The 23,116-nt window shown below is 68.4% G+C and carries 15 protein-coding genes; 7 read left to right on the top strand and 8 right to left on the bottom strand.

The annotated features are described in order from the left end of the window. Window positions 1-190 precede the first annotated feature (190 nt). Window positions 191-835, bottom strand: coding sequence for an endonuclease III (gene nth, locus L810_RS25845; protein WP_042976184.1), 645 nt, complete (start codon window positions 833-835; stop codon window positions 191-193). Continuing rightward, window positions 832-1,824 (bottom strand): electron transport complex subunit RsxB, encoded by a 993-nt coding sequence (gene rsxB, locus L810_RS25850; RefSeq protein WP_042976185.1) that lies wholly within the window; start codon window positions 1,822-1,824, stop codon window positions 832-834. Before rsxB ends, nth begins: the two co-directional genes overlap by 4 nt. Before the next feature lie 156 nt (window positions 1,825-1,980). Between rsxB and L810_RS25855 the strand changes: the two genes are divergently transcribed. After that, window positions 1,981-2,613 (top strand): TetR family transcriptional regulator, encoded by a 633-nt coding sequence (locus tag L810_RS25855; RefSeq protein ID WP_021161256.1) that lies wholly within the window; start codon window positions 1,981-1,983, stop codon window positions 2,611-2,613. A gap of 88 nt (window positions 2,614-2,701) precedes the next feature. Here the strand turns inward: L810_RS25855 and L810_RS25860 are convergent, their stop codons facing one another. Both L810_RS25860 and L810_RS25865 read right to left on the bottom strand, forming a co-directional pair. Then, on the bottom strand, window positions 2,702-4,180 hold the full coding sequence (locus L810_RS25860; protein WP_021161257.1) for a polyhydroxyalkanoate depolymerase: 1,479 nt from the start codon (window positions 4,178-4,180) through the stop codon (window positions 2,702-2,704). A 211-nt stretch (window positions 4,181-4,391) separates the two neighbouring features. Continuing rightward, the gene (locus tag L810_RS25865; RefSeq protein ID WP_021161258.1) at window positions 4,392-6,221 is read right to left on the bottom strand and encodes a glycoside hydrolase family 15 protein; all 1,830 of its coding nucleotides are present in this window, start codon (window positions 6,219-6,221) and stop codon (window positions 4,392-4,394) included. 166 nt (window positions 6,222-6,387) lie between these two features. On the opposite strand from L810_RS25865, the gene L810_RS25870 reads away from it, so the two are divergent. Then, window positions 6,388-7,632 carry a lactonase family protein gene (locus L810_RS25870; RefSeq protein ID WP_081712902.1) on the top strand — a complete coding sequence of 415 codons (1,245 nt, stop codon included), beginning with the start codon at window positions 6,388-6,390 and terminating at the stop codon, window positions 7,630-7,632. Window positions 7,633-7,729: 97 nt separating this feature from the next. On the opposite strand, the gene L810_RS49230 is transcribed toward L810_RS25870, so the two are convergent. Both L810_RS49230 and L810_RS25880 read right to left on the bottom strand, forming a co-directional pair. Continuing rightward, window positions 7,730-12,637, bottom strand: coding sequence for a DNA translocase FtsK (locus L810_RS49230; RefSeq protein ID WP_021161260.1), 4,908 nt, complete (start codon window positions 12,635-12,637; stop codon window positions 7,730-7,732). A gap of 177 nt (window positions 12,638-12,814) precedes the next feature. Continuing rightward, entirely contained in the window at window positions 12,815-13,360 is a 546-nt protein-coding gene (locus tag L810_RS25880; RefSeq protein WP_021161262.1) for an META domain-containing protein, read from the bottom strand. A gap of 213 nt (window positions 13,361-13,573) precedes the next feature. Between L810_RS25880 and purT the strand changes: the two genes are divergently transcribed. The 4 genes from purT (at window position 13,574) to L810_RS25900 (ending at window position 17,567) form a co-directional block, all read left to right on the top strand. After that, the gene (gene purT, locus L810_RS25885) at window positions 13,574-14,788 is read left to right on the top strand and encodes a formate-dependent phosphoribosylglycinamide formyltransferase (protein ID WP_042976186.1); all 1,215 of its coding nucleotides are present in this window, start codon (window positions 13,574-13,576) and stop codon (window positions 14,786-14,788) included. A gap of 18 nt (window positions 14,789-14,806) precedes the next feature. Next, window positions 14,807-14,992 (top strand): DUF6726 family protein, encoded by a 186-nt coding sequence (locus L810_RS25890; protein WP_021161265.1) that lies wholly within the window; start codon window positions 14,807-14,809, stop codon window positions 14,990-14,992. 81 nt (window positions 14,993-15,073) lie between these two features. Continuing rightward, window positions 15,074-15,454, top strand: a complete 381-nt coding sequence (locus L810_RS25895; protein ID WP_021161266.1) for an MliC family protein — start codon at window positions 15,074-15,076, stop codon at window positions 15,452-15,454. A gap of 556 nt (window positions 15,455-16,010) precedes the next feature. Then, window positions 16,011-17,567, top strand: a complete 1,557-nt coding sequence (locus L810_RS25900) for a DEAD/DEAH box helicase (RefSeq protein WP_081052679.1) — start codon at window positions 16,011-16,013, stop codon at window positions 17,565-17,567. Between the two features lie 215 nt (window positions 17,568-17,782). Here the strand turns inward: L810_RS25900 and gluQRS are convergent, their stop codons facing one another. Together gluQRS and L810_RS25910 are read right to left on the bottom strand one after the other, a co-directional pair. Beyond that, on the bottom strand, window positions 17,783-18,676 hold the full coding sequence (gene gluQRS / locus L810_RS25905) for a tRNA glutamyl-Q(34) synthetase GluQRS (protein ID WP_021161268.1): 894 nt from the start codon (window positions 18,674-18,676) through the stop codon (window positions 17,783-17,785). A gap of 22 nt (window positions 18,677-18,698) precedes the next feature. Continuing rightward, a complete protein-coding gene (locus L810_RS25910; RefSeq protein ID WP_021161269.1) occupies window positions 18,699-19,553 on the bottom strand; it encodes a sulfurtransferase in 855 nt (284 codons plus the stop codon). A 216-nt stretch (window positions 19,554-19,769) separates the two neighbouring features. Here L810_RS25910 and dnaE point away from each other — a divergent pair. Beyond that, window positions 19,770-23,116, top strand: a 3,347-nt coding sequence (gene dnaE, locus L810_RS25915) for a DNA polymerase III subunit alpha (RefSeq protein WP_042976187.1), incomplete at its 3' end; no start/stop codon positions are given.

Consider the following 23,116-nt stretch of genomic DNA (forward strand, 5'->3'; position numbering starts at 1 on the left):
GATCGCCGTCGTGCGGACCGCGACCTCCAACGCCTAGTCGGGAGGGGGGAAGCGGCGGCGGTGCGGATGGCTACGCGCGGTCGCGGCCGCGAGTGGCCGGCGGAGGGCGGCTGGTCGGGTGTGCGTCAAGCGTCGGGCGTCGGGCCACATGGCGTCCGGCCGTTTGCGGCAGGCCGGCCGCGGTTGCGCGTCACTCGTTGGGCGGTGGGGTCTTCGGCCTGAATTCGCACAGCGGCTCGATCGCGCAATGCCAGCATTCGGGCTTGCGGGCCTTGCACACATAGCGACCGTGCAGGATCAGCCAGTGATGCGCGTCCTGCAGGAACTCCTTCGGCGTGAACTTCTCGAGCGCGGCCTCGACGGCGCGCACGTCCTTGCCCGGCGCGAGCCCCGTGCGGTTCGCGACGCGGAAGATGTGCGTGTCCACCGCGATCGTCGGCTGGCCGAACGCGGTGTTCAACACGACGTTCGCGGTCTTGCGGCCGACGCCCGGCAGGCCTTCCAGCGCTTCGCGATCGGCCGGTACCTCGCCGTCGTAGCGGTCGAGCAGGATCCGGCACGTCGCGACCACGTTCTTCGCCTTGGTCCGGTACAGGCCGATCGTCTTGATGTACTCGGTGACACCTTCTTCGCCGAGTGCGACGATTTGTCGCGGGGTGTTCGCGACCGGAAACATCTTCCGCATCGCCTTGTTGACCGATACGTCGGTCGCCTGAGCGGACAGCATCACGGCGATCAGCAGCTCGAACGGCGTCGAGTATTCGAGCTCGGTGGTCGGATGCGGATTGAGGCTCTGCAGCGTTTCGTAGATCGCGCGTCGTTTGCTGGCGTTCATGGAGCGTTCTGGTCGGGCGGTGCGGACGGGCCGCCCGGGCCGTCGTTGCCTGCGTCGTTCTCTTCGTCGTTGCCGCTCGCGGCCGCCGATTCGGCGTCGCGTTGGGCCTGCTGTTCCGCGAGCCGCTTGCGGCGCGCCTCGGCGGCGTCGATCTGCGCCTGGACGGCCGCGCTCACACCCTCGGTGTTCTTCGGCCCGGCACCTTGCCCGGACAGTTCTTCCTTCTTCTTGCGCGCACGCTCGAGCGCGGCGGCGATGATCGCGCGCTTCTTCGCTTCAGCGTCGTCCGGGGCCGGTGCGGCGGATGGCGTCCCTGCGGGGGCCGCGGCCGGCTTCGCGGCGCTGGCCGCGCGGCGTGCGGCCGCACGTGCTTCGGCGGCTTCGCGTTCGCGGCGCTGGCGCGCGAGCCGCAGGTCGTGGCGTTCGCGCGCGGCATCGGCCTGTTCCTGCGACCACGCGTCCCAGCCGGTGCGTTCACCGGTCACCGGCAGCATCGCGATGCAGTCGACCGGGCAGGGCGGCACGCACAGGTCGCAACCCGTGCACAGCGACTCGACGATCGTGTGCATCTGCTTCGGCGCCCCGACGATCGCGTCGACCGGGCACGCCTGCATGCACAGCGTGCAGCCGATGCACAGGCTTTCGTCGATGAAGGCGACGGCGCGCGGATGTTCGCTGCCGTTCACGGGGTTCAGCGGAATCACGGGCTTGCCGAGCAGGCCCGCGAGGCGCGCGATGCCTTCGGCGCCGCCGGGCGGGCACTGGTTGTAGTTCGCGTCGCCGGCGGCGATCGCCTCGGCGTACGGCCGGCAGCCGTTATAGCCGCACTTCGTGCATTGCGTCTGGGGAAGCAGATCTTCGATGCGATCCGCGAGTGTTTTGGAGTCGGTCACGGTGACAACGGGCGCAGCGGCGCCGAATGGCTCTCGGCCGCTTCGGGCGCGGCCGGAAAGGTTTGCCAAAGCTCGATTATCGCCGATTTCCCGCATTGCGCTGGACGCCGTCTGTGCGCATAATCGAACCGCTTTTTTGCAGGGGCTCAGCAGGAGGGCGGCCGCCCGCGGCGCGCCCGTTCCAGGGCGGCCGGCGCCGAGGCGGTGGGGGTGCCGGTCCGGATCAAGCGGCTCACATAGCAAAACGCCACCATGAATCAGCCAAAAATCAAAAGAGATCCTGAAGGTACGCGCCGCCGCATCCTGATGGCGGCAGCCGAAGAGTTCGCGAGTGGAGGGCTGTTCGGCGCGCGCGTCGACCAGATCGCGCGCCGGGCCGAAACCAACGAGCGCATGCTCTATTACTACTTCGGCAGCAAGGAACAGCTGTTCACGGCCGTGCTCGAACACGCGTTCTCCGCACTGACCGAGGCCGAGCGCGTGCTCGACCTCGATGGCGTCGCGCCGGTGGAAGCCGTCACGCGGCTCGCGCATTTCGTCTGGGACTACTACCGCGACCATCCGGAACTGCTCAGGCTCATCAACAACGAGAACCTGCACGAAGCGCGCTACCTGCACAAGTCGACGCGGATCCGCGAGATGATGTCGCCGATCGTCGCGAAGCTCGGCAACGTGCTGACGCGCGGCCAGAAGGCCGGGCTGTTCCGCACCGACGTCGATCCGCTGCGCTTCTACGTGACGCTGTCGGGGCTCGGCTACTACATCGTGTCGAACCGCTTTACGCTCGCAGCGACGCTCGGCCGCGATTTCACCGACACCGACGAACGCGCCGAGATGGTCCGCATGAACACCGAGTTGCTGCTCGCGTATCTGCTGCGTCGCTGACGCACCGGCCGGGCTGACGCGGTCGAAGGATGCAAAAACGCCGCCGTGCGCAGGCAACGGCGGCGTTTTTTCGTCGGAACGCGGTGCGTCAGGCGGCCTTGCGCGTGCGCACGGCCTTGACGCGCGGGCCGCTGGCGGCGCGTTTCGCGGCCGGTGCGGCCTTGGCCGGAGCCGCTGCGACTGCCTTGGCGGGGGCCTTCGCGCGCGTGCGCTTCGCCGCGGTGGCGCGCGTCGTTTCGAGCGGCGCATTGCTGGCCGGCACGGCGGAGAGCGTCTTGGGCGCCGGCGCATCCGCGGCATCCTTCGTCGCACCGTGCTTCGGCTCCGGCGCATGCTCGCGGATGAAGTCGCGCAGTTGCGGATAGATGATCGTGCGCCAGCGGCGGCCCGAGAAAATCCCGTAGTGACCGCACTTCTCGGCGGTCAGGCTGCGGCGCTGGTCCTGCGGGATGCCCGTGCACAGCTCGTGCGCGACGTGCGTCTGGCCGCTGCCGGAGATGTCGTCGAGTTCGCCTTCGATCGTCATCAGCGCGGTACGCTTGATGTCCTGCGGACGCACGCGCTCGCCTTCGACATCCCACGTGCCCTCGGCCAGCAGGAATTCCTGGAACACGACGCGGATCGTCTCGAGGTAATACTCGGCGGCCATGTCGAGCACCGCGTTGTATTCGTCATAGAACTGGCGGTGCGCTTCGGCGTCTTCCTCGTCGCCGCGCAGCAGGCTCTGGTAGAAATCCCAGTGCGACTGTGCGTGCCGCTCCGGGTTCATCGCGACGAAACCCGTGTGCTGCAGGAAGCCCGGATACACCTGGCGGCCTTCGCCCGGGTAGTTCGCGGGCACCGTGTGGATCACGTTGTTCTCGAACCACGCGGTCGAGTGCTGCGTGGCGAGCGAATTCACCGACGTCGGGCTGCGGCGCGCATCGATCGGGCCGCCCATCATCGTCATCGTGAGCGGCGTGTCCTCGCCGCGGCTCGCCATCAGCGAGATCGCCGCGAGCACCGGCACCGTCGGCTGGCACACCGAGATCACGTGCAGGTTGCGCGCGCCGATGTGACGGATGAATTCCTGGATGTACGCGATGTAGTCGTGCAGGTGGAACGGGCCGACCTCGACCGGCACCATCCGCGCGTCGATCCAGTCGGTGATGTACACCTTGTGATCCTGCAGCAGCGTGCGCACGGTGTCGCGCAGCAGCGTCGAGTGGTGGCCCGACAGCGGCGCGCAGACCAGCACGACCGGCTCGTCCTTCAACTGCGTGACGGCGTCGGCGTCGTCCGAATAACGCTTGAAGCGCAGCAGCCGGCAGAACGGCTTCTCGACGATCGTCTGCTCGACGATCGGGATGTTGTGGCCGTCCTTGACGATCTGGTGAATGTTGAATTCGGGCTTCTCGTAATCCTTGCCGAGCCGGTACATCAGCTCGTACGCGGCGGCCATCCGCGGCGCACCCGGCATCAGCGAGAACGGGCTGGACGGATTGGCGAACGATTTGGACGCGGCCTGGGCCCAGGCCGTCAGCGGGCTCAGCATGGCTCGCTGGAATTCGTGCAGTTGGTAAAGCATGCAGACTACTCCCGCGTGGGGGACGGTGCGCAAGGGCGGCGTGGGGCGTCGCGGCGTGCCGTGTGGGTCAGCGGCCGGCCATGTTGCACTGCAGCCGGACAATCGCGTCGATCATATCGGACAACGATGGGTGGTGCAATGCAACATTTCCCCGATTTTTCATCAAAGTTTTGCGATTTGACGTTCTCTGAACAAGCCGCTCGCGCCCCGTTCAGCGCCCCGTGGCGACGGCCGGTGCCGGCTGGCCGGCCGCGCGCGCCATCGCGTCCTCGTGGTGCATCAGGTTCATCGCGGTATGCACGAGCGCCACGTGCGAGAACGCCTGCGGGAAATTGCCGACGAGCCGCCCGGCCACCGGGTCGTATTCCTCGGCGAGCAGCCCGAGGTCGTTCGACAGCGCGAGCAGCCGGCTGAACAGGCGGTGCGCGTCGTCGATCCGGCCCAGCAGCGCATAGTTGTCGACCAGCCAGAAACTGCACGCGAGAAACGTGCCTTCGCCGGGCGGCAGGCCGTCGTCGTATTCGGTCGTACGGTAGCGCATCACGAGCCCGTCGTGCAGCAACTCCCGCTCGATCGCTTCGACCGTGCCGACGATGCGCGGATCCTCCGGCGGCAGGAAGCCGAGCAGCGGCATCAGCAGCACGCTCGCGTCGAGTTCGTCGCTGCCGTAGCTCTGTGCAAACGCCCGTTTGCTTTCGTGCCATGCGTTGTTGCACACGTCGGCATGGATCTGCTCGCGCAGCGCGCGCCAGCGGTCGAGCGAGCCGGGCAACCGGAACATCTCCGCCGACTTGATCGCGCGGTCGAACGCGACCCACGCCATCACCTTCGAGAACGTGAAATGGCGGCGGCCGCCGCGCGTTTCCCAGATGCCTTCGTCGGGCTCCTGCCAGATCTTCTCGAGATGGTCGAGCAGCGCGCACTGCACCGACCACACCGTGTCGTCGGCCTGCAGGCCGCCCACGCGCGCGAGGTGCAGCGCGGCCATCACCTCGCCGAACACGTCGAGCTGGAGCTGGTTCGCGGCGCCGTTGCCCACGCGCACCGGCTTCGAGTCCTGGTAGCCGGGCAGCCAGTCGAGTTCCATTTCCGGCAGCCGGCGTTCGCCGGCGATCCCGTACATGATCTGGATCTGTTCGGGCGAGCCCGCCATCACGCGGCCGAGCCACGTGCGCCACGCGCGCGCCTCGTCGTAGTAGCCGCCGCGCATCAGCGCGAGCAGCGTGATCGTCGCGTCGCGCAGCCAGCAGTAGCGGTAGTCCCAGTTGCGATTGCCGCCGATCTTCTCGGGCAGCGACGTGGTCGGCGCCGCGACGATCCCGCCGGTCGGCTCGTAGGCCAGCGCCTTCAGCGTGATCAGCGAACGGCGCACGGCGGCCGCGTAGCGGCCCTGTACCTGGCAGCGGCCCGACCATTCGAGCCAGTAGTTCTCGGTGCGCGCGAGCATCGACAGCGGATCGCGGGCGGGCGGCAGCCGCATGTGCGACGCCGCATAGCTGAGCGAGAACGGCACACGTTCATCGGCGTTCACGGTGAATTCCGCGAGCGTATGGAGGTTCTTGCCGGTGAGCGGCACCGGCGTGCGCAGCACGACGGTGTCAGGGCCCGCGATCGCCTTCATGCCGTCCTCGCGGGTCAGCTGCGTGACCCACGGAATCGAGAAACCGTAGTCGAAGCGCAGCACGAGCTCCATGCGCATCTTCATCGTGCCGTGGCGGCCGATGACGATCCGCACCAGCTCGGACCAGCCGTTGCCGGGCGGCATGAAGTCGACCACGGTGACGGCACCGTCGGCGCTTTCGTAGTCGGTTTCGAGAATCAGCGTGTCGCCGCGATAGCGGCGCGACGTGTGCGTGATCGCGGCGTCGGCGGCCGGCGCGAGCAGCCAGCGGCCGTGCTCGGGGGTGCCGAGAAGCGCCGCGAAGCAGGCGCCCGAATCGAAGCGGGGCCAGCACAGCCAGTCGACGGAGCCGTCTTTGGCGACCAGCGCGGCGGTGTGGCCGTCGCCGACGAGGGCGTAGTCTTCGATCAGGGCAGGCATGGGCAGGCGATCCTTGGGTATTCGAGTTCACAATGCGGACGGCGGCGGCCAAGGCTTCACGCACTGGCGCCGCGCCCCGTATACTCGGCCGGGCGGCGGAGCGCATGAACGGCCGGCGTTTCGTCCTATCTCAACACTTGAAGCGACTCGATGCAAGGAGGATTCAATGCCCAACCGTTTACGCGAGCGTGACGCACGCGCTTCGACACGAGGGTTCCCGCTTAGGCTCGCTCACTGGATGAAAGGTTTCGCGATCGTGCTCTCCCTTTCCGCGACCCACGCATTTGCGCAGCAATCGCCCGCCCCAGCCGACGGCGTGTACAACCTGCTCGTCGGCACCTACACGGGCGGCGGCAGCGACGGCATCTATGTTTACCGCTTCGATACGAAAACCGGCAGCGTCGCGCCGGTGTCGTCGGCGAAGACGGTGAATCCGTCGTACCTGTTGCCGAGCCGCGACGGTCGTACCGTCTACGCGGTCAACGAGCTGCCCGGCGACGACGGCCCGGCGTCGCAGCGCGGCGGCGTCAGCGCCTTCCGCTTCGACGCGAAGACGGGCGCGCTGAGCTTCATCGACCGCGTGTCGTCGGAAGGGAACGATCCTTGCTATCTCGCGCTGTCGCCGGACGGCAAGTACCTCGTGACGGCCAATTACTCGGTCGCGAAGGATCCGGGCGGCAGCTTCGCGGTGTTTCCGCTGCGCGACGACGGCGCGGTCGGCCAGGCCGTGCTGACGGTGCACCACGAGGGCACGGGGCCCGTGAAGGGCCGCCAGGACGGCGCGCACGTCCATTCGACGGTGTTTTCGCCGGATGGCCATTACCTTTTCGTGCAGGATCTCGGCGCGGACAAGATCTACGGCTACCGTTACACGGTGGACGGCAGCCGCGGGCTGATCAGCCCGACCGACACGCGCTACACGCCGGTCAAGGCGGGTTCGGGCCCGCGTCACATGGTGTTCAGCGCCGACGGCCGGTACGCGTACGTGACGAGCGAGCTCAACGCGGCGGTCGAGGTGTTCGGCTACCACGACGGCAAGCTGACGCCGGTCGAGACCGTATCGATGACCGCGCCGGGCTTCAAGGGCAAGGTCGGCGGCGGCGCGATCCACCTGTCGCCTGACGGCCGCTTCCTGTACGTGAGCAACCGCGGCGATGCGAACGACCTGGTGATCTTCGCGGTGAACCAGGCCGACGGCCGGTTGAAGCCCGTCGGCCGCCAGTCGAGCCTCGGCAAGACGCCGCGCGAGTTCCTGATCGACCCGACCGGCAAGTGGCTGATCGTCGGCAACCAGGACAGCGATACGTTCTACGTGTTCAGCCGCAATGTGGAAACGGGGCAACTGGGCCCGAATCCGCAGAAGTTGGCGGTCGGCAAGCCGGTCGACTTCAAGCTGGTGCCGGTGCAGTAAATGACAAAGGGCGCTGCCGATGCAGCGCCCTTTTGCTTTACGGGGCGGCCGGTTTGCCGGCGCGCCCGTATCGGTGGACGGCGGCCGGCCGCCGCGCTCAATCGGCCGCGGCCGGCACGAGCACCTCGCGGCTGCCGTTGATGCCCATCGGCGACACCAGCCCGGCCGCCTCCATCTGCTCGACGAGGCGTGCGGCGCGGTTGTAGCCGATGCGCAACTGCCGCTGCACCGACGAGATCGACGCGCGCCGCGTGCGCACGACGAATGCGACGGCTTCGTCGTACAGCGGATCGGCTTCCGCGTCCGGCGCATCGCCGAACAGGTCCTGCGTCGCGCCGTCGGCAGCCGGGCCGTCGAGGATTCCTTCCTCGTACTGCGGTTCGCCGAACTGTTTCAGGTACTCGACGATCCGGTGCACTTCCTCGTCGGCGACGAACGCGCCGTGCACGCGCTGCGGATAACCGGTGCCCGGCGGCAGGAACAGCATGTCGCCCATCCCGAGCAGCGATTCGGCGCCCATCTGGTCGAGAATCGTGCGCGAGTCGATCTTCGACGACACCTGGAACGCAACGCGCGTCGGGATGTTCGCCTTGATCAGGCCCGTGATCACGTCGACGGACGGGCGCTGCGTCGCGAGGATCAGGTGGATGCCGGCTGCGCGCGCCTTCTGCGCGAGGCGGGCGATCAGTTCCTCGATCTTCTTGCCGGCCACCATCATCAGGTCGGCCAGCTCGTCGATCACGACGACGATCAGCGGCAGCGTCGACAGCGGCTCGGGGTCCTCGGGCGTCAGCGAGAACGGGTTGCCGATCTTCTTTTCCTTCGCTTCGGCATCGCGGATCTTCTGGTTGAAGCCCGCGAGGTTGCGCACGCCGACGGCCGACATCAGCCGGTAGCGCTTCTCCATCTCGCCGACGCACCAGTTCAGCGCGTTGGCCGCGAGCTTCATGTCGGTGACGACCGGCGCGAGCAGGTGCGGGATGCCTTCGTAGACCGACAGCTCCAGCATCTTCGGGTCGATCATGATGAGCCGCACGTCCTCGGGTGTCGCCTTGTACAGCAGCGACAGGATCATCGCGTTGATCGCGACCGACTTGCCCGAGCCCGTCGTGCCCGCGACGAGCATGTGCGGCGCCTTCGCGAGATCGGTGACGACCGGATGGCCGGTGATGTCCTTGCCCATCGCGATCGTCAGTTGCGAGGCCGAGTGCTGGTACTGGCGCGACTCGAGGATTTCCGACAGGCGGATCATCTGGCGCTTCGCGTTCGGCAGTTCGAGGCCCATGCAGGTCTTGCCGGGAATCGTCTCGACGACGCGGATCGACGTGAGGCCGAGGCCGCGCGACAGGTCCTTCATCAGCCCGACGATCTGGCTGCCCCGCACGCCGAGCGCGGGTTCGATCTCGAAGCGCGTGATCACGGGCCCGGCCGATGCGCCGACCACCGTTACCGGCACCTTGAATTCCTGCAGCCGCTGTTCGATGACCTGCGCGGTTTGCGCGAGGTGTTCGTCGGTGATCGTTTCGATGTCGTCGGACGCCGGTTCGAGCAGGTCGAGGGTCGGCAGTTCGACATTGAACGTCGCGGGTGCGTGGAATTCGAACGCGTTCGGACGCGGCGGGCGGGCGGGGGTGTCGGGGGGCGGTGCGGCCGGTTCGGTTGTTGCCGTGGCGGCGGTCGCATCTGCCGGCGGGGCAGCGGGAATCGCCGGTACGGGCGTGACCGCCGCCGGTGCGGACAGGCTCGCGCCGGGGAATGTCGTGGCGGGTTGCAGGGCAGCGGCTGCCGGTGTCGCGGCGACGCTCGACACGTGCCAGCTTGCCGGCGACGAGGCCGGGGCGGGCGGGGCTGCGAACGTCGTGGCTTCGATTGCGGCGGGTGCCGAAGCGATCGACGGAGCCTGCGTAGGAGCGGTTGCCCCGAAGGACGGCAGCGAGCCGGTCGGAGCGACGGGCGAGCCGGAGATCGGTTGCGCCGGAGTCGCTGCGGCGGACGTGATCGATGCAACGGCGCCGGGGAACGGTGCAGTCGTGTCGGAAACGGCCGGCGGCACGGGCAGGCTTGCGGCCGGCTGCGGTGCGACCGGGCCGGAGGTGACGAACGTGCCGAATGTCGTACCCGTCGATGAGCTTGCGGGGTTGACCTGCGCCGGCGCGGGCGAAACGGACGCGGTGTTCACGGGCATCGCGGTAGCGAGCGCCGGTGTGGCAGCCGGTACGGGCGCGGTCGAACCGGATGTCGAAGCCGACGTGCCGGCCGTCGACGGAGTCACGACGGGCGATGTGGGCGTCGATGCACGGGGGAACGAATCGTAAGTCGTGCCCGTTCCGCTAGCCGGGGCTGCCGACGCAACCGATGCAACGGTCGATGTCGATGCGGCCGGCTGCGAAAGCGAAGCCGACGCAGTACCGGTTACGCCGACCGGGGATATCGATGGGGTAGACGCAGGTGTCGATGCCGATGCGGCCGGCTGCGAAAGAAAAGCCGACGCAGCGCCGGTTACGCCGACCGGGGATGTCGATGGGGCAGATGCAGTGGTCGATGCCGATGCGGCCGGCTGCGGCAGTGAAGCCGACGCAGTACCGGTTACACCGATTGAGGAAGCTGCTGCACCCGATGCAGCGTTCGATGCCGACGCGGCCGGCTGCGAAAGAGAAGCCAACGCGGCACCGGTTACGCCGATTGCGAATGTCGACGAGGCCGATGTAGCGGTCGATGCCGACGCAGGCGACTGAGCAGGCGAGCCGGATGCCGTGCCGGTCACGCGATCCATTGAAGTGGTATCGGCGACAGGCGATGTTCCCGAAGCGGATGCAGGTGCTTGCGCGGTGGTGCCGACGAGCGGCGACGCAGCAGCAGGCGAAGCCGTCTGCATGGCGGAAAACGGTTGAGCGGCAACCGGCGATTTCGGCAATTCCACGGCGAAGGTTGTATTCGTCGGGGCAGATTGTGCCGTCGACGGTTTCCGAGTCCATTCCGCTGCCGGCGCGGAGCCCTGAGCGCTTGCCAACGGCGGTGCCGCAGGTTCTGCCGCGTCCGCCTTGACGGCTTCCGGTGCGGTACCCGACACGGCCGATCCCGACGTTGCCGACACCGCCGCAAACGGCCTGGCTTCGGCACTTGCGCGTGACGTCGTTTCGGTGGTCGGCGAAGAGGGGAGGGCTGCGAACGGTGCGATGTTCCCGGCTGCTTTCACGTCGGCGTGCGCATCGTCGATGCCCTGCGGCACGCGGGCCGATGCGATGTGATCGATTGCGGGAGCCGGTTGCGCCGTGTACCTGTCGTCGTTATCGACGGGTGCCGGCAGGTTGCTCGCGGCGATGTCGCGAGCCGCCTCGTTCCTGGGTTGTGCGGCGGCAGCCTCGGCCGGTTTCGATCCCGTCGCGTTCGTCGACGGCTCGGAGGCCGCGTTCCACGCGGATGCGTCGAACGTGGAAACCGCGCGGCTGGCGAGGTCTTCCCACGGTGCGAGGTCGATGGGCGCGTCGAACGAAGGTGAGGGTGCGGACGGGATTCCCGTCGTCGGCGCGGCAGGCGCATCGTCGGCGTACGGGAGCTCGTCGTCGGCGTGATGCGAAAACGCGGCATCGTCGCTGCCGGTATTCGACAGCGCGTGCGGAGCGACCGCGTCGAGCGCCTCGGTGCCCGCATCGGCACCCGGTGCATGAACAGCGGGCGCCGCCGGCATGAACGCGTCGAGCACGATCGGTGCGTTGTCGTCGTAAGCGGGCGCCGCATCGTGCGCGAGCGACACAGTAGCGTCATGCGCGGCGAGGCCATGGGTTGCGGCGGCGTTCCCGGCCGAAGCGGCCTGCACGGTCGATGTAGCCGCCGATGCCGGCGCCGCTACGCCGGCTGCTGCCGCGGCCACCCCGGCCACGGTAGCGGCTGCGGCGGCAGCGTGCCCGGCGTCGGCCGACTGCGCACCGCCCAGCGTCGCCCATTGCGCGGTGCTGGCCTCGATCGAGCGCAGCGTGTCGTGCACGCTCGGTGCCGGCGCGATCGGCGCGGCGGGTTTTTCCGTCCATGCATAGAGCGGCGCACGCGCCGGCGTTTGCGGCACCGGACGACGTCGAGCCGTATCCGCAGGCTGGCCGGCCGAACCTGCGCCTGCGACGGGGCGTACCGGCGGGCGCTGCGGCTGCGCGGCGGCAGGCCGCGGCGTGACCGTGGTACGCGGCGTAGTCGGCTTCAATGCGGGCGTGGCCGGACGCGCGGCTGTCGGGCGCGGGCGGACGGGTTCGAATCCGACGGGAAGCGGGGCCGGATCGGGGCGCGGGACCTGCGAATTCGCTGCTGCGCGCGCCAGGCTGGCGGTGCTGCCGGCTGTCGGTGGCGGCATCGCGCTGGCCGGGGGAATCGGTGCGGGCTGCGTCGGCGTGCGCTGGGGCGCGGTCGGTTTCAACCAGCCCGACGGCGCGACGGGTTCCACGTGAGGGCGCGGGGGCGTGCTGCTGCGCGGCTTCGGCCGCGCCTGCGGATCGGGTTTCCACAGCGTCGGACGCGAATACCGGCCGTTCTGGCGCGGCGCCATCGAATTGACGGTATGCGCGGTGGTCGGCTGCACGACGTCGTCGTCGCGATGCAGCGCGCTGCGCGGCAGGTCGGCAATGCCGCGGGCATCGTCGTCGCCGCCGTCGCGCGACAGCTTGACGCCGAACGACGTGTCGACCCACGCGGCGAACTGACGCCAGCCGATGCCGGTCAACCAGGGCAACCCGGCGAAGAACAGCACGACCATCGCGACCGGCGTGCCGATCGGGCCGAGCACGTGGGCGAAGCCTGCCGAGAACGCATGGCCGAGCGCGTTCGTGTCGGGGCCCGACAGCGGGCTCGTCAGCGTGCAGCTGGCCACGAACACCGCGGCGAAGCCGAGCCACAGACGGATCGAGCCGCGGCCGGCGAGCCCGCCGCCGCCGGGCAGCATCGCCTGCACGAGACGCCAGAAGAGAAGGAGGAACCAGACGGCGGAGATGCCGAACCAGCCGAAGACAACCGTGTGCATGCTTTGAAACAGGAGTGGGGAGGGGCGCGCGGGGCGCGACCCGCCGAGTTTAACCGGCCGGCGAACAAGACTCTAACGCGGCGTGCATCCGCTTCACGCCGCGCGACGCGGGTGCGCGGCACACGCGCGTGGCGCGCCACGCGAAGGCGGTCGGTCGGCCTTCGCGCGCGCCGTGCATCAGGGGCTCCGGTGCGTGAAGGTCAGCGTTGCACCGGACGCCGTCACGATCTGCAACTGCTGCGGCTCGCGCATCTGCACGCCGGTCTTGTCGACATGGGCGAGTGCGTCGAGGTACGCGCGTTCGAGCTGGCCGCCGAGCGTATTCGGGCAGGCCATCCGCGTGCCGGCGAGCGGCCCGAAGCTCAACAGGCCGTTCTTGATCGCGTAGGTGCCCATGTAGCGGTTGCAGCCCGAGAACCCGCTCGCGCGCCGGATGCCCGACTCGGTCGACAGCGCGAGCTTGATCGGCTCGCCGTTGTCGCCGTGCGGGATCGCGCGCTGCGTGCCGTCGGCGTTCAGCCAGCTGGTGAGCTCCCAGCTCGTGTCGTCGAGCAGCTGGACGGCGGCCGGGTTGTACGGGTCGGGCGCGGGGGCGGCGGAATCGGGGTGGGTCGGCATCGCGCAGGCGGCGAGAAGCGTGGCAAGCGTCAACGCGCAGAGCGGCGCGCGCAACGGGCGAAGCAGGCCGGTGCGTGCGCGTGCGGCTGCGGACAGGTGGGACATGAGCCTCGTTCCTCATCGGATTCTGATCAAGGCGTAAGAGTAACGCACCCGCCCCGCGGCAGGCGAGCCGACACTTCGCGCGTGAAAACGTTCGCAGCCCGCTCGCGAGCGGCCCGAGGCGGGTCGGCGGCACGGCGAAACGCGCCAAACCGGTGTCGTGGCGCGTGTTAACATCGGAGCCGTTTTCGTCCTCCACCAGAAGCGGGTAATCACATGCAGATCGGTCAGCGGCTCGGTACGCCGCTCTCATCCTCGGCCACGCGCGTCATGCTGCTCGGCGCCGGCGAGCTCGGCAAGGAAGTCATCATTGCGTTGCAGCGTCTCGGTGTCGAAGTCATCGCGGTCGACCGCTATCCGGACGCACCCGGCCATCAGGTCGCGCATCGCGCGCACGTGATCGACATGACCGACGCCGCCGCGCTGCGCGCGATCGTCGAGGCCGAACGCCCGCACCTGATCGTGCCCGAGATCGAGGCGATCGCGACCGACGCGCTCGCGGCGATCGAGGCGGCCGGTCTTGCCGAGGTGATCCCGACCGCGCGCGCGACGCAGCTCACGATGAACCGCGAAGGGATCCGCCGGCTCGCGGCCGAGGAGCTCGGCCTGCCGACGTCCCCTTATGCGTTCGCGGATTCGTTCGAAGCGTTCAGCGCGGCCGTCGCGAAGATCGGCATGCCGTGCGTCGTGAAACCCGTGATGTCGTCGTCGGGCAAGGGGCAGTCGGTCGTGAAGACCGAAGCCGACGTGAAGCCGGCGTGGGACTACGCGATGGCGGGCGGGCGCGTGAACCACGGCCGCGTGATCGTCGAAGGCTTCATCGATTTCGACTACGAGATCACGCAGCTCACCGTGCGCGCGATCGATCCGGCGACGGACGCCACGCGCACCTATTTCTGCGAGCCGGTCGGCCACGTGCAGGTGGCGGGCGACTACGTCGAGTCGTGGCAGCCGCAGCCGATGAGCGCGGCGGCGCTCGAGAAGTCGCGCGAGATCGCGCACAAGGTGACCGAAGCGCTCGGCGGCCGCGGGCTGTTCGGCGTCGAGCTGTTCGTGCGCGGCGACGACGTGTGGTTCTCCGAGGTGAGCCCGCGGCCGCACGATACGGGCCTCGTCACGCTCGCGTCGCAGCGCCAGTCGGAGTTCGAGCTGCATGCGCGTGCGATTCTCGGGCTGCCGGTCGATCCGACGCTCGGTTCGCCGGCCGCGTCGGCCGTGATCTACGGCGGGCTCGACGAGCGCGGTATCGCGTTCGAAGGCGTGCGCGACGCGCTCGCGGTGCCGGGCGCCGACCTGCGCCTGTTCGGCAAGCCGGAAAGTTTTGCGAAGCGGCGCATGGGCGTCGCGCTGGCGACCGGCGCGACCGTCGACGAAGCCCGCGAACGCGCGAAGCGTGCCGCCGCGGCCGTCCGGCCCGTGTCGGCGCGCTGACGTAACCAGGAGAGGACGATGACGCCAAGCTGGCTGCGTATCGTAAAGCTGGGCGCCGCACTGGCGCTGGTCGCGAGTCTCGCGGGTTGCGGCGTCGCGGCCGCACCGTGCCGGGTGGCCTCGGCCGGGCTCAAGATCGTGCCGCTCGTCGGCCATCTCGCGGCCGCGCCGACCGACGCGTGTGCCGACGTCATCGATCCCTGATCAAGCTACACGACGCGATCGCCAACAATCATTGCGCGCCCCGCGAGGGCGCGTTTCCACCCGTCTCGTGAGAGGACCTGCATGATTCGCCAAACGCTCGCCGCGCTTGCGCTCGCCGGCACCGCCGTTTCCGTCGCGCATGCCGCGCAACTGACCGTCGAAGAGATCGACGCCGATTCGCGCCAGTTCGCCGTCTACCAGTGTGCGAACCAGAAACAGCCCGTGCGCGTGTCGTACTGGCTCGCGGGCAACGGCCAGAGCTTCGCGCTCGTGCCGGTCAACGGGAAGCAGATGCTGTTCGTCGACACGGTGTCGGCGTCCGGCGCGCGCTATCAGGCCGGCCGTTATACGTGGTGGACGAAGGGCAAGGAAGCGACGCTGCGCGACGAGATCGCCGACCAGAATGCGCCGCCGCTGCTGGGCGACTGCGTCCAGGTCGAGAAGAAAAAGAAGAAGGGCTGAGCGACGGGCGGGAACGTGGATCGTGCCTGGCGGTGGCGGCCGGCGTCAGGCTCCCTGGCGTGACTGCCCTGCCTGCCACGCGGGCCTGCGGCTGGCGATCCGGCAAGACGGTTCGGCAAGACGATCCGGCAAGACGATCCGGCAAGACGGTTCGGCAAGACGATCCGGCAAGACGATCCGGCAAGACGATCCGGCAAGGCGATCCGGCAAGGCGATCCGGCAAGGCGATCCGGCAAGGCGATCCGGCAAGGCGATCCGGCAAGGCGATCCGGAATCTGACCCTTGAAATTATCGGTCGACCGATCGGGATAGCCCGATCGGGGCATTCGTCGACCGCACGGGCCTGCCCGGGCCCGCCGCGCGCGCGGTCGGTGGGGCCGTTCGCGGCGTTGTCACGGACAGATGGCTGCGCAGTGCTACAATACGCCCCTTTCCGCCGGCATTCGCGCCGAACGGAGTCCGCACGGCCTGGCGTCCAGCGTTCATATTGAACCGGTCCCAAGCGCCAGAGCGGCGCCGCGCGGCGCGCCGCGGCTCCGTCTAATTCCGAATTGTGATGAGCGCAGGCCCGGCTGGCCTGACGCACGATGTCCCCGCCGCGCCTTTTGAGCGAAACGCCACCATGTCCGATTCTGTCGCCAAGCCCGTCGACGCAACCTTCGATCAATTCGGCCTTGCCGCCGATATCCTGAAAGCCATTGCGGAGCAGGGTTATACGACGCCGACGCCGATCCAGGCGCAGGCCATTCCGGTCGTGCTCGCCGGCCGCGACGTCATGGGCGCCGCGCAAACGGGTACCGGCAAGACAGCGAGTTTCTCGCTGCCGATCATCCAGCGGCTGCTGCCGCAGGCCAACACGAGCGCGTCACCGGCGCGCCACCCGGTGCGCGCGCTGATCCTCACGCCGACCCGCGAACTCGCCGACCAGGTCGCCGCGAACGTGCACGCGTATGCGAAGCACACGCCGCTGCGCAGCGCGGTCGTGTTCGGCGGCGTCGACATGAACCCGCAGATGGCCGAACTGCGCCGCGGCGTCGAGATCCTGATCGCGACGCCGGGCCGCCTGCTCGACCACGTGCAGCAGAAGACGGCGAATCTCGGCCAGGTGCAGATCCTCGTGCTCGACGAAGCCGACCGGATGCTCGACATGGGCTTCCTGCCCGATCTGCAGCGCATCCTGAACCTGCTGCCGAAGGAACGTCAGACGCTGCTGTTCTCGGCCACCTTCTCGCCGGAAATCAAGAAGCTCGCGTCGACGTACCTGCGCAACCCGCAGACGATCGAAGTCGCGCGCAGCAATTCGACGAACGCGAACGTCACGCAGATCGTCTACGACGTCGCCGAAGGCGACAAGCAGGCGGCCGTCGTGCAGTTGTTGCGCGATCGCGGGCTCAAGCAGGTGATCGTGTTCTGCAACAGCAAGATCGGCGCGAGCCGGCTGGCGCGCAATCTCGAGCGCGACGGCGTGGTCGCGTCGGCGATCCACGGCGACAAGACGCAGATCGAGCGGATGCAGGCACTCGACGCGTTCAAGCGCGGCGAGATCGAGGCACTGGTTGCGACCGACGTGGCCGCGCGCGGCCTCGACATCGCCGAACTGCCCGCCGTGATCAACTTCGACCTGCCGTTCAGCGCGGAAGACTACGTGCACCGGATCGGCCGTACCGGCCGCGCGGGTGCGACGGGCGACGCGCTGTCGCTGTGCAGCCCGAACGAGCGCAAGCAGCTTGCCGATATCGAGAAGCTGATCAAGCGTCCGCTCGAGATGCAGACGCTCACGCTCGACAAGCCGGCGCGCCATCGTCACGACGAGCGCGGCAACGACCGCGGCGGCGATCGCAACAGCGAGCGCGGCGGCGAACGGGGCGGCCGTCGCGAACGCGACGAACATCGCGGTGCGTCGGGACGCCGCCCGGGCGGCTCCGAGCGCGGTCATCACCGTCGCCACGAAGCGCCGGTCGACGATTTCTTCCTGAAGCCGTACGAGCCGTCGGCGCCCGCGAAGCAGCGGGACGACGCGCAGCCTGCGCAGCAGCCCGAGAAGAAGGGGCCGAAGCGTCAGGTCGCCGCGCTGCTCGGCGGGTTCGGGATGCCGCGCAAGCCGTCGGCGTAAGCCTGGCGGACGCGACGGCGCGGCGCGCGAGCGCTGCGGGAAAAGCGGGTGCATGCGATGAGCATGTGCCCGTTTTTCATTGGGGGCGCGGTTCGATGGAGGAGCGGAAGAGGGCGCTTCGCGCCGGCGGCGAGCGATGCTAGCGGCACCCGGTGGCCGCGGGATCGGTGCGAAAGCGGCGCGAAACCGGCGCGAAACCGGCGCGAAACCGCGCGTCACCCGGCCTGCGGCCCGAAGCGCGTCGCCCACGCGGCCGTTGCGGCTGCGTAGAACGCATCGAGAGTCGTGGCCGCGAGCGCGCCGGCCGGCGCGAGGCCCAGATGCGCGGCCGCAGCCTGCAGTGCCGGCAGCGGATCGTCGCGTTCGAGCGCGGTCGCGCCCGTCTGCTTGCTGAGCTTTTCGCCGTTCGCGTCGACCACGACGGGCACGTGCAGGTATCGCGGGGCCGGCACGCCGAGGCACTGCTGCAGGTAGATCTGGCGCGCGGTCGAGTCGAGCAGGTCGGCGCCCCGCACGACGTGCGTGATGCCTGCATCGGCATCGTCGACGACGACCGCGAGCTGATACGCCCATTGCCCGTCCGCGCGTTTCAGCACGAAATCGCCGACTTCGGTCGCGAGGTTCTGCGTTTGCGTGTGCTGCCAGCGATCGTCGAACGTGACGATCGCGGCAGCGCCGTCCGGCACGCGCAGCCGCCACGCGCGCGCGGGCTTGCCGTGCAGGCCGGTGCGACAGGTGCCCGGATAGGCGAGCGTCGTGTGGCGCTCGTGCGCGGCGCGCAGCGAGTCGGCGATTTCCTTGCGCGTGCAGCCGCACGGATAGACGAGCCCGGCCGAGACGAGCCGTTCGAGCGCGGCCGTATAGGCCGCGTCCCGCGTACTTTGCCAGACGGGCGGCTCGTCGGGCGTCATGCCGAAATGCGCGAGCGTCGCGAGGATGTCATCGGCCGCGCCGGGTACCGTGCGCGGGCCGTCGAGATCCTCGATGCGCACGAGCCATGCACCGCCATGCGCGCGCGCGTCGAGCCAGCTCGCGAGCGCGCCGACCAGCGAGCCGAAGTGCAGCGGGCCGGTGGGCGACGGCGCGAAACGGCCGCGATAGGCGCTCATCGGGGCGCGGGGCGGCGCGCGGTCAGGCTGCGCTGGCTGCCGGTGCGCAGGCCGGGCACGACTGGCCGGGCACGTAGCTCGGCGACTGTTGCGCTTCCGGCGTGACGACCGCGCGGCATGCGAAGCACGTGACGTTCCCGGTGGGCTGGAGTTGCGGGTTCAGCGCGGTGCGGTAGTCGAACACGAAGCAGTCGCCGTGATAGTGCGCGCCGCCGACTTCCTCGAAGTATTTCAGGATCCCGCCTTCGAGCTGGTACACGTTCTCGATGCCGATTTCCTTCATGTGGATCGCGGCCTTCTCGCAGCGGATGCCGCCCGTGCAGAACGACACGACCGTCTTGCCTTCGAGGTCGGCGCGGTTCGCGTCGATCACTTCCGGGAATTCGCTGAACTTGTCGATCCGGTAGTCGAGTGCGTCGTCGAACGTGCCGACGTCGACTTCGAATGCGTTGCGCGTGTCGAGCATCACGACCGGGCGGCCCGTGTCGTCGTGGCCGCGGTCGAGCCACGTCTTCAGCGTGCGTGCGTCGACGAACGGCGCGCGGCCGAGTTCCGGCTTGATCGCCGGCTTCTTCATCGTGATGATCTCGCGCTTCAGGCGCACGAGCATCCGGCGGAACGGCTGCGAGTCGGACAGGCTTTCCTTGAACTGCAGCGACGCGAACTTGCCCTCGAACAGCGGATCGTGGCGGATGTACGCGATGAACGCGTCGGTGGCGTCACGCGTGCCGGCGATGAACAGGTTGATGCCTTCCGGCGCGAGCAGGATCGTGCCGCGCAGGCCGAGTTCGTTGCTGCGGGCGGTGACGAGCGGGCGCCATTGCTCGGTCGCGTCGAGCGACACGAAGTGGTAGGCGGCGAGGTTGACGATGGTCATGATGGTCCGACGGGAAAACGGCCGCACGGCGGCCCGCAAAAAAGGGTGCGAAGCCGGGGCGTTGATTCGAAAAACCGTATTATCCCGCAAACGGCGCGGGCATCGGTACCTGGCCGGTCGGCCAACCGCGCGACGCGTCGCCGCGCGTATCGGCCGAACGGCCAAAGCGGGCATTTTTTGGGCAGCCTGCGCGGCGGGGCGGCTACAATAGCGCCCATGTCAGATCCCCGCTTCGTCCATCTTCGCGTTCACTCCGAATTCTCGATTGCCGACGGCATCGTGCGCATTGACGACATCGTCAAGGCGGCGGCCGCGGACGGTCAGGGCGCGCTCGCGCTCACCGATCTCGGCAACGCATTCGGCCTCGTCCGTTTCTACCAGGAAGCCCGCGGCAAGGGCATCAAGCCGATCGCCGGCTGCGACGTCTGGATCGCCAATCCCGACGACCGCGACAAGCCGTCGCGGCTGCTGCTGCTCGTCAAGGACAAGGTCGGCTACCTGAATCTCTGCGAGCTGCTGTCGAAGGCGTGGCTCACGAACCAGTACCGCGGCCGTGCGGAACTCGACGCGAGCTGGCTCGACGGCGAGCTCGCGCAGGGGCTCCTCGCGCTGTCGGGCGCGCAACAGGGCGATATCGGGCTCGCGTTTGCCGCGGGCAACGAAGAAGCCGCGCGCCGTCACGCCGAGCGCTGGGCGAAGGTGTTCCCGGGCGGCTTCTACATCGAGCTGCAGCGTTACGGCCAGCCGGGCGCCGAGGCGTACATCCAGCAGGCCGCGACGCTCGCCGCGGCGCTGAAGCTGCCGGTCGTCGCGACGCACCCGACGCAGTTCATGACCGACGACGATTTCACCGCGCACGAAGCGCGCGTGTGTATCTCGGAAGGCGACATCCTCGCGAATCCGCGGCGCCAGAAGCGTTTCACGACCGACCAGTATTTCCGCACGCAGGACGACATGGTCGCGCTGTTCGCCGACCTGCCGTCGGCGATCGCGAACACGGTCGAGATCGCGAAGCGCTGCAACCTGAAGCTCGAGCTCGGCAAGCCGAAGCTGCCGCTGTTCCCGACGCCGGACGGCATGTCGCTCGACGACTACCTCGTCCAGCTGTCGAAGGAAGGGCTCGAGACGCGTCTTGCGCAGCTTTATCCGGCCGAAGCCGAGCGCGACGCGCAGCGCGACACGTACTACAAGCGCCTCGAATTCGAGTGCGGGACCATCACGAAGATGGGCTTTCCCGGCTACTTCCTGATCGTTGCGGACTTCATCAACTGGGCGAAGAACAACGGCGTGCCGGTCGGCCCGGGCCGCGGCTCGGGCGCCGGTTCGCTGGTCGCGTACGCGCTCGGCATTACCGACCTCGACCCGCTGCGCTACAACCTGCTGTTCGAGCGTTTCCTGAACCCGGAACGCGTGTCGATGCCCGACTTCGACATCGACTTCTGCCAGCACGGCCGCGATCGCGTGATCCAGTACGTGAAGGAAAAATACGGCGCGGACGCCGTGTCGCAGATCGCCACCTTCGGCACCATGGCCGCGAAGGCGGCCGTGCGCGACATCGGCCGCGTGCTCGATCTCGGCTACATGTTCACCGACGGTATCGCGAAGCTGATCCCGTTCAAGCCCGGCAAGCACGTGACGATCGCCGACGCGATGAAGGAGGAGCCGCAGCTTCAGGAGCGCTACGACCACGAGGACGAGGTGCACCAGCTGCTCGACCTCGCGCAGCGCGTCGAGGGCCTCACGCGTAACGTCGGGATGCACGCGGGCGGCGTGCTGATCGCGCCCGGCAAGCTGACCGATTTCTGCCCGCTGTACACGCAGGGCGACGACGGCGGCGTGGTCAGCCAGTACGACAAGGACGACGTCGAAGCCGTCGGCCTCGTGAAGTTCGACTTTCTGGGCCTCACGACGCTGACGATCCTCGACTGGGCCGAGCGCTACATCCGCCGCCTCGATCCGTCGAAGGCCGACTGGTCGCTCGCGCAGGTGCCGCTCGACGATCCCGCCTCGTTCCAGATCCTGAAGAAGGCCAACACGGTCGCCGTGTTCCAGCTGGAAAGCCGCGGGATGCAGGGCATGCTGAAGGATGCGCAGCCCGACCGTTTCGAGGACATCATCGCGCTCGTGTCGTTGTACCGTCCGGGCCCGATGGACCTGATCCCGAGCTTCTGCGCACGGAAGCACGGCCGCGAGAAGGTGGACTATCCGGATCCGCGCGTCGAACCCGTCCTGAAAGAGACCTACGGCATCATGGTCTATCAGGAGCAGGTGATGCAGATGGCGCAGATCATCGGCGGCTACTCACTCGGCGGCGCGGACTTGCTGCGTCGCGCGATGGGCAAGAAGAAGCCCGAGGAGATGGCCAAGCATCGCGAGATCTTCGCCGAGGGTGCGGCGAAGAACGGCCTCACGCGCGAGAAGTCCGACGAGATCTTCGACTTGATGGAGAAGTTCGCGGGCTACGGCTTCAACAAGTCGCACGCGGCTGCCTACGCACTGCTCGCGTATCACACCGCGTGGCTGAAGGCGCACCATCCGGCCGAATTCATGGCGGCCAACATGACGCTCGCGATGGACGACACCGACAAGGTGAAGATCCTGTTCGACGATTGCATCGTGAACAATCTCGCCGTGCTGCCGCCCGACATCAACCAGTCGCATTATCGCTTCGAGCCGGTCGCGGAAGCCGACGGCAAGCGCTCGCGCACGATCCGCTACGGCCTCGGTGCGGTGAAGGGCAGCGGCCAGAACGCGATCGAGGAAATCCTGCGCGCCCGCGAGGAAAAGGCATTCACCGACCTGTTCGACTTCTGCGAGCGGATCGACCGGCGCGTCGTCAACCGCCGCACGGTCGAGGCGCTGATCCGCGCCGGCGCATTCGATTCGCTGAATCCGAACCGTGCCCAGCTGATCGCGTCGGTACCGCTGGCGATGGAAGCGGCCGATCAGGCCGAGGCGAATGAGATGCAGGCCGGCCTGTTCGACATGGGCGCCGAATCGCCGCACGCGCATGCGCTCGTCGACGAGCCCGCGTGGGACGACAAGCGCCGCCTGCAGGAAGAAAAGGGCGCGCTCGGCTTCTACCTGTCCGGCCACCTGTTCGACGCGTATCGCGATGAGGTGCGCCGCTTCGTGCGGCAGAAGGTCGGCGACCTGAAGGAAGGGCGCGACAAGCTCGTGGCCGGCATCATCGCTTCGCTGCGCACGCAGATGACCCAGCGCGGCAAGATGCTGATCGCGCTGCTTGACGACGGCTCGGGCCAGTGCGAGATCACGATCTTCAACGAGCAGTTCGAGGCAAACAAGGCGCTGTTCAAGGAAGACGAACTGCTGATCGTGCAGGGGCAGGCGCGCAACGATGCGTTCACGGGCGGCATCCGCTTCACGGCCGACACGGTGATGGATCTCGAACGCGCGCGCAGCCGTTATGCGCAGGCCGTGCGGCTGACGATGAACGGCAACGCCGACGCGGCCGCGCTGCGCCGTGTGCTCGAGCCGCACGTGTCGAAGGACGATCCCGCGGCCACGGCTGCGGTCGAGGCGCCTGCGCCGCGCGGCGGCGG

Source organism: Burkholderia sp. AU4i (assembly GCF_000466765.1).
In the GTDB taxonomy this organism is placed as follows: domain Bacteria; phylum Pseudomonadota; class Gammaproteobacteria; order Burkholderiales; family Burkholderiaceae; genus Burkholderia; species Burkholderia cepacia.

Coding starts and splice junctions, on each gene's coding strand:
- nth (WP_042976184.1), bottom strand. CDS start 835: ATGAACGCCAGCAAACGACGCGCGATCTACGAAACGCTGCAGAGCCTC.
- rsxB (WP_042976185.1), bottom strand. CDS start 1,824: ATGCGGGAAATCGGCGATAATCGAGCTTTGGCAAACCTTTCCGGCCGC.
- L810_RS25855 (WP_021161256.1), top strand. CDS start 1,981: ATGAATCAGCCAAAAATCAAAAGAGATCCTGAAGGTACGCGCCGCCGC.
- L810_RS25860 (WP_021161257.1), bottom strand. CDS start 4,180: ATGCTTTACCAACTGCACGAATTCCAGCGAGCCATGCTGAGCCCGCTG.
- L810_RS25865 (WP_021161258.1), bottom strand. CDS start 6,221: ATGCCTGCCCTGATCGAAGACTACGCCCTCGTCGGCGACGGCCACACC.
- L810_RS25870 (WP_081712902.1), top strand. CDS start 6,388: ATGCCCAACCGTTTACGCGAGCGTGACGCACGCGCTTCGACACGAGGG.
- L810_RS49230 (WP_021161260.1), bottom strand. CDS start 12,637: ATGCACACGGTTGTCTTCGGCTGGTTCGGCATCTCCGCCGTCTGGTTC.
- L810_RS25880 (WP_021161262.1), bottom strand. CDS start 13,360: ATGTCCCACCTGTCCGCAGCCGCACGCGCACGCACCGGCCTGCTTCGC.
- purT (WP_042976186.1), top strand. CDS start 13,574: ATGCAGATCGGTCAGCGGCTCGGTACGCCGCTCTCATCCTCGGCCACG.
- L810_RS25890 (WP_021161265.1), top strand. CDS start 14,807: ATGACGCCAAGCTGGCTGCGTATCGTAAAGCTGGGCGCCGCACTGGCG.
- L810_RS25895 (WP_021161266.1), top strand. CDS start 15,074: ATGATTCGCCAAACGCTCGCCGCGCTTGCGCTCGCCGGCACCGCCGTT.
- L810_RS25900 (WP_081052679.1), top strand. CDS start 16,011: ATGAGCGCAGGCCCGGCTGGCCTGACGCACGATGTCCCCGCCGCGCCT.
- gluQRS (WP_021161268.1), bottom strand. CDS start 18,676: ATGAGCGCCTATCGCGGCCGTTTCGCGCCGTCGCCCACCGGCCCGCTG.
- L810_RS25910 (WP_021161269.1), bottom strand. CDS start 19,553: ATGACCATCGTCAACCTCGCCGCCTACCACTTCGTGTCGCTCGACGCG.